Consider the following 11,754-nt stretch of genomic DNA (forward strand, 5'->3'; position numbering starts at 1 on the left):
ACCTTCCTCACCAGCCGTAAGAATAGTATAAAACGCCGCATCAAAATTTTCATTATTCTGTGGTGCCCCGTGAGGGGCATGGATGGCTAACGGGGAACGTTAGTTCAGAACCTATTCAGAGCAGCTCGCCACCACGGCAGCCTGCTCTTTTTGTCATTAAGCTGTTGCAGGATGGCTCAATGATGTGACGAATTAATTGAATAACAAGACTAGGGGGGCTAGAAATGGATAAGGAGACAGTCTGGCAAAGTATCTGGCAGAAAGTCGAAAATGATGGACAATCCAGTTTAAACAAATATGAAAGAATATGGTTAAACGTTGATGGATTAATCGGTGATGTGAGCGGAGGCGGCTTGATTAGTTTTTTTTATAATCATGGTGCTGACAATTATAAGGAAACTATCGAGGACCTAGAGACAATCGGGGCAGAATTAGTAAACAATATTGGTTCTATGTTCCCTGATGGGTCACCTCCTATAAATATTGAAGAACGGAATGAGATAATCGATTCATGGGATCATGATGAACTGAATGAGTTCCTCGAAAACCTGGATGAACAGTTTTATGCAATTATCGATGACTTAGAAAATAAGCTAGAGCCAGTCATTGAAGAAGCGATAAAGCTAGCTAACAAGTAACTTATTATATGTTGGCTTTCAACTAACGGGGAACGTTAGTTCAGCCATCCAGGAGCAGTTTGCCACAACGGTAGCTGCTCCTTTTTATTAAAGGGCAGTTTACGCTAATGAAGGAATAGAATATGTTTTTCACGAATAATGAGATAATGTCGTTAAATAAGGAGTGCGCTAGTGAAGTTATATAAACGAGTCATATATCGGTTAGCTAAAAGGGATACGCCTCTAGGGGTAACCGAAAGGATCAGACAAGCGTTCATTACTTCGGATATTGTCCCCCATGACATTAAATTTTTCGTCAGTGACTCGCAACGAGGTGTTTCTGGCATCGATCGGCTACTAAAACAAAATCCTAAACTTTCCTCATATCGATATTCGGTCGGGACATCAGAGGGCTTCGAGCAAAGACTTACCAACCTACCCGCCCGATGGGACGGAGCAAATTCAGATGGTGTCACCAATTCGCTGGGAATGGAAGATGCAATTGAAATTGTAGGCGGAATTCCACGCCGCTACCCTTTGAATAGATTGACGTTTATATTCGATAACCTTCCGATACTTCGTCGGAACCCTAAAGCTTCCATTGAAGATCCAATACCTTTCGTTGCAAAAGGAGATGTTCGTTATCAAAGGCTCTTTTCACCTAGTGTAACGGGCTGGAGCGACTACCCTTCTCCGTGTATTCGTTTACAAAGCGATTGGTGGATTTCAGGAAGAAATAACTTTCTAGATGCCATCGTCGAGCTTGGTGATCTCGCGGACGGTCTACCGCCGTTGGAACTGAACGAACTGGAACGCCAATTTCTGAGCTCTATCGGTGACATTTATCACGAGCGCGTATTTGCCGTTCCTTCAAATAAGGAAGAAGCAGCAGCTGTTTACGAAAATATTATTGCTGGTGAGCGGATCGTGCAGTCATGCTATGATGATGATGCAAATTTAATCGGCGTTGACTATCCGTATCCACTAGAGCCGCTTAAGATAGGTGATCATGCTTCCGAACCGTTGTCGGTCAAAAAGGCAATCACCACGCATTTTAAAAAGCGCGGCTTCATCTACAATACCAAGTATAGCAACGGTGGGGTCTATACGATTACAAAGATAACGAAGAATCACCATCTTGTGAGACTTACCTTTGAACTTGGCAAATTTAGTGCAGATGTATCGTGCGTGGGCGGTATTGAAGGCCCGCTGTGGAAGCATGATTTTAAACTGCCAGCCGCACATACTAATATGGAACCGTACCGGGTAACTCGGCAAATTGACATGGATCATCAGATTGGGAACATTGCCGCGGCTTACAATATCATTGAAAAGCCGATTATTGAAACAATTGACGACTTGTATGGTATAGGACCGTCTTGGCTAACTTTTTTATAGTTAAAGCGTAGGCATGTTACGCTAACGAGGAACAATAGCGTAACAATGAGACAGCAGCCGGAGTACAACGATCGGTTGCTTTGAAGATGATATCCTTGAACTTAGAGAGATTGATTTCCAGACATTTAATCAGGAGTATAATCAAATTTACGGTTGTTTTACCATCATCGTAAATGGGATTGAATATCTGCCTTATCCTTCATCTGAAATGAAACTAGAAACGAAACGTATATATTCTGAGCTAATACTGACTCACTTTGATTTTCTTATCGATGTGTATTATCAACTTCCAAAGAACAACTACGTCGCTTTAAAATATATTGAAAACCACTGGACTTGGCTTGAGTTCATTTAAGAAGGAACTGAACTTATTGTTAGTGAGTTGAATTATGAAACTCATGAGGGATCGTGGCTACAAACTGACAGAAGACTATTTATAAATGCAATAAAAGAAGACATTATTAATGAGAGAATACAATGGGAAGACTTTGAAAAAGAACTTATTTCAAAAACCAAAGAATTTTTAAATACAATACAAGAGCTAAATGAAAGTATTCTTGCCTCAAATTGTTTTAAACAGATTAGATCATTTGCTTTAGATCATTAACGAGAAACGATAGCTTGATACAACACGATGGCAGCTGGCTTGATGTTCAGCTGCCGTTTTCATTGAGTAACAGTTTATTTCCAATATGTGTTAAAATTAGTGGTGTGGATTCAACCGTTCTGAAACGTTAACATTTATGAAAAACTTACTGTGATTACGTATACAGGCGTTGAGAAAAGATTGAGCTCTTAAGAAATAATCTTAAGTTAATTATAGAAAGAGGTCGAATAAAATTGAAAGTTTGGAGCCTTGTACCTAACATTAACAGCATGGTTATTGGTTTAAAAAATTTTGATGACGATACTGATAAAGTAGAGTTTAATGGAGAACCAATCTTGAATTGGGAAGTAATCGAAATGAAAACGTATAAAAAAAACAAACTTGTTGATTTTCCACATTTTTTAAGCAATATACTAGTAATGTCTGAAAAGGCTCGAAACTTACTTAACGATTATTTCAGTGATTACGCACAATTCCTGCCAATCAAACATGGCAAACAAACGTTATTTTTTATCAATGTCACTAATGTTATTGATTGTTTAGATTACACTCGTACAGAGTACGTGACTATGCCATCAGGGAAAATTAGTCATTTTAAAAGACTATATTTTAATAAAGATCAGGTTGAAAATAGTTTGATATTCAAGACGCCTGAATTTGCAAACAAAAAAGTTTTTGTAACAGATAAAATGAAAGAAATAATAGAGAAAAGTAATTTGGAGGGTATTGAATTTAATCAAGAATGGGACTCGGACATAACTAAGGAGATTGAGAGAAAAAATAGTGAAGCGTATGAAAAGAAAATATTTGAAATTGACCAAAGAGAAGGTCAGAAATATGCTTGGTCGGAGGCTGTAGAATTATTAGAATATAATAAAGCATTAACCAGTGGTAAGTGGAAAATTCAAAAGAATAAACAGGGAACAATGGTATTAGGACAATTGACATTTGATTTTAGTTATATGTGGATGAACCCTATATATCTTCCACCAAGCTTATTAGATCTTCAATGGAAATTAGATGAAAAGGCTGACATTTAGGTTACAAACCGTCAGTATGCGTATCCATTTCGATAATGACAACTAGAACTATGCGTTAATTTATTAGGCTAACGGCGAACTTTAGTTGAATAATGACGACACAGCGGCAGCCTGCAGCTGATCTTGTTCAAAAAGATGGGGGAAAGTAATTGGTGGGGTCATTATGGGAAGGCTGGGATGCCTTTTACATTATACTGTTATATTTTGTAGCTCCTATTCTTGTTCCGATAATTATAATTATTATTATTGTACTCTGCCTTAAATATTTTAGAAAATGAGGCAAATCCAATATCAGTATATCCGTTGGTAATTAAACAAACGAAGAACTTTAATTCAAATCACAAGAGCTGCAGCGGATCGGAGGATCCACTGCAGCTCTTGTTGAAGTAAAGGGTAGGATAGTTCCAATATGTGGTATCCTTATATCTATAATGCTCAAACTTTTTGAAGGAGGATTCTAATAAATGATGAAGCAAACTAAATTCTCCGTGCTATCTATAGCAATAGCCGCAGCTTTAACCATTCCAGCAGTAATTAACGCTGATTCTGCAGAGGTAACGCCAACAGAATCCAATCCTTCAATCGTAACTCCAGTCACATCGCCAGATGGAAACAAATGGTCTGGAAACGTCAACAGTACGTCTACTAGCGCTAGCTCTGCTTTCGTAGTGCCAAGTGGTTTCGGCAATGTAAAACTTCACTTTCACAACGTAGGTAAAGGCGCGGTAACTGTTACAGTAAATTCTACAGGCTTAGAGTATGTATCAGTAACTATAGATCCAGGAGCAGAGTATACGTGGAAAAGCACTACCAATTATCCGCAAGGTATGCGCGCTGGTAGTTATAGCGTCTCATATCACTCTTCCACTGCTGCTGTAAGCGTAGATTATTCCGGGTGCGCTTCGGACAGTGTAACGAAGGAACTGCACTGAATGGACTATGTGATTGATAAAGGAAAATCAGATGAATGCTATCTTCACTTTTTATCCTTAAGCTATCGGGGAACATAAGTTGAACTATCCAGGGAGCAGACTGCCGGCGCAGCTGCTTCCTTTTTTATTAAGCGAAAGGGCAGATTTGCACAACAATTGATTGTATTTTTCGTCCTAATTTTTGGGAGATTTACGAAGGGGGGATATGCGTGAGAATTGTAATGTTTGTTGTTTTGTTAATTTGCTTCATTATGACAGGATGCAAGAAAGAAGATTTAAAAATTACGTCAGAGCAGATTAAAGCTTCTTTCGAGTCGAAAGATATTCAGTTATCAGAACCACAAGAAATAAGTCCTGAGAATGTATTTATTAGGACTTTGAATAATGTTAAACCTGAATTTTTTGCGATAAATGCAAATCAGCTAATTAGCTTTTATGTCTATTCCTCCCGCCAAGAAGCTGAAAAAGCGCTAAAGGATTTCGAAGAGAGTACAGCAGCAACTGATTTGGTAAGGCACAGCGAATACCAAGTAGCGAATGTTATATTATTTTACGAATACGCAGGTTCTGCAAAGGATGAACGGGTTGAAGGAATAATGATGGGATTGCAGGTTACGAAGTAATCTACATTCACTCCTTGTCATTATCTATCGGGGAACGTTTGTTTAGAACACAGCGAAGGGAGGCTGCTGGAATATCGACAGCCTTTCGCTCATTTTTTGAGCGATATGAGGGATCATGATCGGTTTCGATCATGATGGGTTTCCTGAATTTTATTTATGAAATAACCGAATAAGCGTCGAGATTTCTTCAATGGATTCTTTTCGACCATTTTTAATCCACATCACCCAAATTTCAAAAACGCCTGCACTCATAAAGTCGATCCAGTAGTTTCGTTTCGCTCCCGTCCAGTCCGGAAAGGGAATAATCTCATCGTAAAGCTGAGCAACGTGAGATTTGAAAATTTGATAAAACAGCCCGATATAATCGTCTTCGATCGCCATGTGAAAATCCTTGGATAGGTCAAGAAAAAAGCTCGTTAGATCGGCTATTTTCTGTTCATGGTTTTTTTTATTGGCGATTTTATTAAATATATCCGCGAATTTAGGTTCGTAGTATTCCTTCAATACTTGTTCAAGGTTTTCATAATTTCTATAGAACCCCATTCGACTGACACCGGCTTTTTTGACGACTTCTGAAACGGTTATTTTTGAAAGTCGATCGGTCTTTAAAAGCTCCAGCAACGCAAGAGCAATCCATTCTTTAGTGTCTTTTTTTATGTTTTGGGCGTGTTCCGTCGCTGCCATTACACTTCCTCCATTTTGTCACAGATGTTTGTCTTCCACTTGTATTACAGAATATTCAGCTTTAAAATAGTGTACAACTGTTACAAGTGTAACGTCAATGAGAGGAGCATTCACGATGGCGGAGAGTAACAAGCCCTTAGTTCTTGTGACCGGCGGTTCAGGATTTATCGCGGTTCATATTATGTTGAAATTACTCGAGCAAGGTTTCAGTGTTCGGGCATCGCTTCGTACCATGAGTAGACAAGATGAAGTAAGAGATATGCTAAGATCAGGCGGAGTTACTTGCTTTGAAGGCCTGTCGTTTATTCAAGCGGATTTATCTAATGATCATAATTGGGACGATGCTGTTAAAGGAGCGGAATATGTCATTCATGTAGCTTCCCCGACGCCTAATAAAGTGTATAAAGACGAGAATGAAATGATTCAACCCGCACGCGATGGCGTTTTGCGTGTGCTAAGAGCCGCGCGTGACGCGGGAGTCAAACGAGTTGTTTTAACCTCCGCTTTCGGAGCGATCGGCGTGGGCCACAAGAATCATAAAGGACCTTTCACCGAAAAAGATTGGTCGAATACGGACGCGAACATTCATCCCTATCAAAAATCCAAAACCATTGCCGAAAAGGCGGCCTGGGAATTTATTCGCCAAGAAGGAAACGGTTTAGAACTGGCAACGGTAAATCCCGTTGGAGTGATGGGGCCGATCTTAGGCAATGATTATTCTCATTCAAACAATAGCATTCGACAGATGCTGGAAAGCAATCAAAAGTATGTCCCTAAAATTTATTCCGATTATGTAGATGTCCGTGATGTTGCGAGTTTACATATATTGGCCATGTTGCGTCCCGAGGCAAATGGAGAGCGTTTTATCGCCTCTAGCGCAGAGACGTTGTCGATGTTGGATATTGCGAATATTTTAAGAAAACATTTGGGCGAAGACGCTAAAAACGCACCAAAAGGTGAACTTCCAAGTATTTTAGTTCGTGCGATCGCGATCTTTAAACCACAATTAAGAATGATAGCAACGCTCCTGGGACAAGATATGTCAACTAGCAATCAAAAGGCCAAACGTTTACTTGGATGGACACCTCGTTCGGCGGAAGAAGCCATATCTGCAACGGGTAAGAGCATGATAAAAATCATTAAAGAGCAGAAGAAGTCGTAAAAATATAATGAATAGAGCTTCTCGAAACTTATGAAGTAGTGATCATTTAAGAGGCGTTTATGAGTTACCAAAAGGCTCCCGATCGGGCGCCTTTTTACTATTCGCCGATATGACGGTTAAGCCGAACCTTATCACAAGTGACGTGAAAAATGAGATGAAAGAGTTGCTAAGGAAGATGTTGGGCAGTGTGGTATTCAGGAATGAAAGGGGAAGGTGATATCGCTTCTTCCCCTAGTTTTCCTTTCGGATGGCTTCCTCTATGGCCAGCCGTTTCAAATCTTATAGATTTTGTCTAATGCCTGTAGCAGCCGCGAGCTTGATGGTCTCCAGCAGCCTATGCAAGCGGGCCGCGTCGTGGAAGTTGGGCAAAAGAAAAGTACCGCCAAGAATATCCGCGGCAAAACGCTCTTGTGCCTTAGAAACAAGAAACTTCATTGATTCTTCCTCTGCAGGAAGTGCCGTGAAGTACTTGTCGTCATGCGCTGCCGGGATGCCAGAAGCATACAATGTTTGGTACACCTGCAGGTTGCCAAACTGTACATGGCCGACAGAATGCTGCTGCTTCAATTGAAGCATACCTTTTTCTCCGTAAATATCCAATTGAAATCCGGGATAAGTTCCGCCCTGAATATGGACTGACGCGGAGGCACCGCTTCTTAGCATCCCCACAACCATGATCTGGTCGGCTGCGTCTTTGACAACCTTTTCACCTGTTTCCAACACCGCAGCCTCATTATAGTTGCAGATCATGGTAGCCGACAGTTCCTTGAAGTCTCCAAGCAGGCGGCAAAGCACATCCAGCGAGTGTCCGCCGTTGATGGCTAAAAGCGTTGCGCCGTTTTCCTCCTTTAACAGATAGGCACTGTCACGGCTCGTAACATTCCCCCTGGTGGTCGATAAGCGCATATTGCAGGACAAAACCCGGCCAAGCTCACCGGATTCGATCCGCTGCTTGATGTCTTGGATGACAGCGGATTGTCTGGCCTGAAGACCGATGGCATGATGAATGCCGGCTTGATCGGCAAGCACCGCCAATTCTTCGGCTTGAGCCGCAGTTACTGTCAGCGGCCATTCGCAGTAAATGTGTTTGCCTGCTCTAATAGCTGCTTTGACAGCCTCATAATGAAAAGGCACCTTGATGCTGACGACAACCAGGTCCACCTCCGGGCTTTCGCATAATTCGTATAGGTTTGTAAAAGCTTGAACCCCACCCAAAGCAGCGGCACTTTCCAGAGCACTTTCCATTTTGGATGTGGCAACCGCCGTTATGCGGTGCTTGTTGCTCATCTGAAGTGCAGGAACGTGCGTCTGGCTTGCCCAGTGATTATTAAGCGACGCTCCGATAATTCCAGTCTTAATAATGGAACCGTTCATCTTGTATGCCTCCTGTTCGGATCTACTTAAAAGCGGCGAAGCAAACCGTCCGCATATCCATAATATAGTGTAGAAACTCCATCATGAATAATGTATATTTGAGATAGACATATCATTTTTTTTGATAGAGGGATGAGTATGGATATTGAAAATATGATAGCATTCGTTACCGTTGCCGAGCTGAAAAGTGTTTCTGCAGCAGCTTCGAACATGAATCATTTGCAGTCCAACATGACGGCAAAAATAAAAAAGATCGAAAACCATTACCGGCAGCAACTGTTTTTCCGAAGCACTCGCGGAATGGAATTGACACCTGAGGGAGAAAAGCTGTATCGGCAGTATAAAAAACTGCTGCTGCTGTGGGAAGAAACCGAGCAGGAAATGAATCGCCGGGAGTTAAAGCTGCGTTTAGGTATCATGCAATCCGTGATCAGCGAAAATATCACAAAAGCATTCTCCGATTTATACGAAAAGTACCCCAACATGTCGGTTACGCTCATAACCGGTTCCACTGAAAAGATGGAGGAGGAGCTGATCGAAGGCAATATTGACCTGGCCTATACCTTTGGCAAATCGGACTTGCAGCAGCTCCATTACAGTCCAATCGGCAGTGAAGAACTGGTTCTGGTCGGCAAAAGAGTCAAGACTGCAGCAAGTCTAGCCCAATGTTTGCAAAGCGAAACCATGCTTATCCTGTCCAAAAATTGCTTGTACGCCTCTATTCTGCAGCGTATTTACTCGGCTCACGGCATTCATCTGGCTTCTAAAACAGAGGTCGGTGTATTGGAAACGCTGCTTCGTCTTGCAAGCCTAGGCATGGGCGTCGCTCTTATTTCCAAGACCACTGTCAGAGAGTTTGGAGTTACCGATTTCATGGAGCTTCCGCAGGAATATCGGTATATTGATAAATTTTTAGTTACTCGAACAAATTACGAGTCGTCGCCTTTAGAACGGCAGTTTTTCAAAATTAGCCAGAGCTTATAGTTCATATCCGCAGATAGCTGAGGAACTAAAGAGACGTAACTCAGCACGCGCTTCACCGATCACTTGAAATGATTGTCTGGCACACTGAATGGGTTAATACTTATGAGTCACCAAAGTCAATTTTTGAAGGACTAGTGATATTCCCTGTTTTATTTTGTCTCGATTTATTTTTTTGAAAAAGTAAGAAAAGGCTGCACCGTTAAGCTATCGAGGAACATTAGCGTAAACCTTATACTTACAAAAGAACAATAATTTAGGGATCGAAAGCTTAATGTCTATTAAGATAGAAACTTATATAAACTTAGCTTTAGATGCACAGGAGAATTTCTTATCTTATAAAAAACGGAGGGCCAAGACGAAACTTTTTATGGGAAGGACGAAAACGGTCTTATTTGGGTTTCTCATCAAGATTCTTTAATTAATGTGGTGGCTTATTATGAACACCTAGAATCTCGATTGATTATTAGATCATATAGTTTTTGGTCGATCTGCTAAATCCAATGATTCAAGGTTGGCGTAACTATTATGCTCATCTGGATGTGGACCGGAAGATGGCAAATCGATTTCTGGCAAAAGTGGATTGGTACATCCTCAGGAGGCTAAGACTTTACTGGAATAAGAAACACAAAAGACGCAGATTGGCTTGGAATGAAATGAGACAACTGCTTCTTCGTACAGGATTGAAATCGGTATGTACCTGGAAAATCCGTACTGCCCTAGATGAAGGACGTCGGAAAGCCGTATGCGGGAAAACCGCACGTACGGTTTGATGAGGAGGGGCTGGATTTCCCAGCCTTTTACTCTACTTACCTGTAATGGCAGCCTGCTCAACTATCGCGAGGATAGATCAAAAGCGACAGGTCCTATCCCAGCAGTTCTTTGGCTCCGTTCATCACTAGAGGCATAGTCTGTTTAACGAATGATTCCGCACTTAGTAGACGCCCCTCATTGTTCCAAACGTAAGCCGCCCCATACATCCCCCAACTTAACATGATAGAAGCTGTATTTATTAAGAATTGCGCGTCTGGACTCGATAGTATCTTGTCTTTGTCTATAAAGGAAAGAAGTATCGATTGAATTTTTTCCTTTATTTGAATTTCAAATACAGGTCCAAGCGATGTATACCTTCTTTTGCACATAGTGCTTAGACCCTTGTGAAAATCGCATACACCCAGAAAAATACTCTGAATTGCTTCTTCATTTAATACTTCGTGACCGCTTATTCTACGATTTATGATTGTCATAAATGAATCCATTAGTTTGGCCTCAAGAATTTCGAATTTATCTACAAAGTGCGCATAAAAAGTCGCTCTGTTAACAGTAGCCCGCTCTGCAATATCCCTAACGGTTATCGATTCAAAGTCTTTTTCTTGAATTAATGAAGCAAAAGCGTCTTGAAGGAGTCGCCGTGTACGTATCACACGAGGATCAGCTTCATTCTTTTTAATTGTCATGGTTAAGATCTCCCCAATAAAACGACATTATAGAAATGGTGTTGTCTATACAACTATTTATGGTTATTGATGATTGCGTACCATTCGGTTGTATATATATCATATAAATACAACAAGTGTTGGTCAAACAACTAATGTTGTATTGGATCAAAATAAATACTGAATGCCGCTTTTTAAAAAGGAGGAGAGAACCATGTCGGTTTCACAACGGTCTCAAAGGTTAGAGCAACAACATTTTTTCGATGTGATTAAAGGACGTCGATCTGTCCGCAGCTATGATCCCGAAGTCAAGATCTCGCGTGAGGAATTAAGCGAAATATTGCAGAAAGCTACTCTGGCTCCTTCAGGAGCCAACCTTCAGCCATGGCGGTTTCTCGTCATTGACTCGCAGGAACTGAAGCAAAAGCTGCTTCCGATAGCGTTCAACCAACAGCAAGTGGTTGAGGCTTCAGCTGTCATTGCCGTTCTCGGGGACTTGGAGGGCTATAAGCTGGCTGAGAAAATTTACGGTCAAACGGTTGAGGCAGGCTACATGCCTGCGGAAACGGCTAAATCGTTCGTTGAACGATATACGGGTATGTTCGCGAGCATGCCGACTGATGCCGTCCGCCAAATCGTTGCAACCGATGGCGGATTGTTGTCGATGCAGCTAATGCTCGTCGCCCGCGCCAAAGGTTATGATACAGTCCCGATGGGTGGCTACGACAAAGAAAAGTTCATGGAAGCATTCGGTATTTCAGACCGGTATGTTTCGATTATGCTAATCGCCCTGGGTAAGGCGGTGAAGCCCGGACATCCGACGACAAGGCTGCCAATTGAAGACGTGACGTTCTTTAACGAAATGCCCAAGGCATAAGAAAATGAAAAAAAAACCCGATT

Annotated in this window: 12 protein-coding genes; 9 read left to right on the forward strand and 3 right to left on the reverse strand. The window is 41.4% G+C overall.

Going from position 1 to position 11,754, the window contains the following annotated elements:
* Nucleotides 1–224: 224 nt before the first annotated feature.
* From EV294_RS24980 to EV294_RS25000, 5 genes are all read left to right on the forward strand, one after another.
* Nucleotides 225–638 carry a DMP19 family protein gene (locus EV294_RS24980; RefSeq protein ID WP_132311857.1) on the forward strand — a complete coding sequence of 138 codons (414 nt, stop codon included), beginning with the start codon at nucleotides 225–227 and terminating at the stop codon, nucleotides 636–638.
* A gap of 171 nt (nucleotides 639–809) precedes the next feature.
* Nucleotides 810–2,015: a hypothetical protein gene (locus EV294_RS24985; protein WP_132311859.1), complete on the forward strand. Its 1,206-nt coding sequence runs from the start codon at nucleotides 810–812 to the stop codon at nucleotides 2,013–2,015.
* Nucleotides 2,016–2,855: 840 nt separating this feature from the next.
* The gene (locus EV294_RS24990; RefSeq protein WP_132311861.1) at nucleotides 2,856–3,662 is read left to right on the forward strand and encodes an imm11 family protein; all 807 of its coding nucleotides are present in this window, start codon (nucleotides 2,856–2,858) and stop codon (nucleotides 3,660–3,662) included.
* Between the two features lie 464 nt (nucleotides 3,663–4,126).
* Nucleotides 4,127–4,594, forward strand: coding sequence for a hypothetical protein (locus EV294_RS24995; protein ID WP_132311863.1), 468 nt, complete (start codon nucleotides 4,127–4,129; stop codon nucleotides 4,592–4,594).
* Between the two features lie 209 nt (nucleotides 4,595–4,803).
* The gene (locus EV294_RS25000; RefSeq protein ID WP_243711791.1) at nucleotides 4,804–5,217 is read left to right on the forward strand and encodes a hypothetical protein; all 414 of its coding nucleotides are present in this window, start codon (nucleotides 4,804–4,806) and stop codon (nucleotides 5,215–5,217) included.
* A gap of 150 nt (nucleotides 5,218–5,367) precedes the next feature.
* Here EV294_RS25000 and EV294_RS25005 read toward each other — a convergent pair whose 3' ends face one another.
* Entirely contained in the window at nucleotides 5,368–5,901 is a 534-nt protein-coding gene (locus tag EV294_RS25005) for a TetR/AcrR family transcriptional regulator (protein ID WP_132311865.1), read from the reverse strand.
* 115 nt (nucleotides 5,902–6,016) lie between these two features.
* Between EV294_RS25005 and EV294_RS25010 the strand changes: the two genes are divergently transcribed.
* A complete protein-coding gene (locus EV294_RS25010; RefSeq protein WP_132311867.1) occupies nucleotides 6,017–7,063 on the forward strand; it encodes an SDR family oxidoreductase in 1,047 nt (348 codons plus the stop codon).
* A gap of 279 nt (nucleotides 7,064–7,342) precedes the next feature.
* Here EV294_RS25010 and EV294_RS25015 read toward each other — a convergent pair whose 3' ends face one another.
* Complete coding sequence (locus tag EV294_RS25015; protein WP_132311869.1) at nucleotides 7,343–8,437, reverse strand: Gfo/Idh/MocA family protein; 1,095 nt, start codon at nucleotides 8,435–8,437, stop codon at nucleotides 7,343–7,345.
* 138 nt (nucleotides 8,438–8,575) lie between these two features.
* Between EV294_RS25015 and EV294_RS25020 the strand changes: the two genes are divergently transcribed.
* A complete protein-coding gene (locus EV294_RS25020; RefSeq protein WP_132311870.1) occupies nucleotides 8,576–9,421 on the forward strand; it encodes a LysR family transcriptional regulator in 846 nt (281 codons plus the stop codon).
* A 479-nt stretch (nucleotides 9,422–9,900) separates the two neighbouring features.
* The gene (locus tag EV294_RS25025; RefSeq protein ID WP_279513607.1) at nucleotides 9,901–10,191 is read left to right on the forward strand and encodes a group II intron maturase-specific domain-containing protein; all 291 of its coding nucleotides are present in this window, start codon (nucleotides 9,901–9,903) and stop codon (nucleotides 10,189–10,191) included.
* Between the two features lie 93 nt (nucleotides 10,192–10,284).
* Here EV294_RS25025 and EV294_RS25030 read toward each other — a convergent pair whose 3' ends face one another.
* Entirely contained in the window at nucleotides 10,285–10,875 is a 591-nt protein-coding gene (locus EV294_RS25030; protein ID WP_132311871.1) for a TetR/AcrR family transcriptional regulator, read from the reverse strand.
* Between the two features lie 193 nt (nucleotides 10,876–11,068).
* Here EV294_RS25030 and EV294_RS25035 point away from each other — a divergent pair, with 193 nt between their 5' ends.
* Entirely contained in the window at nucleotides 11,069–11,731 is a 663-nt protein-coding gene (locus EV294_RS25035; RefSeq protein ID WP_132311873.1) for a nitroreductase family protein, read from the forward strand.
* The last annotated feature ends 23 nt before the right edge of the window (nucleotides 11,732–11,754 follow it).

The sequence above is a fragment of the Paenibacillus sp. BK033 genome (assembly GCF_004345425.1).
Classification (GTDB): Bacteria; Bacillota; Bacilli; order Paenibacillales; family Paenibacillaceae; genus Pristimantibacillus.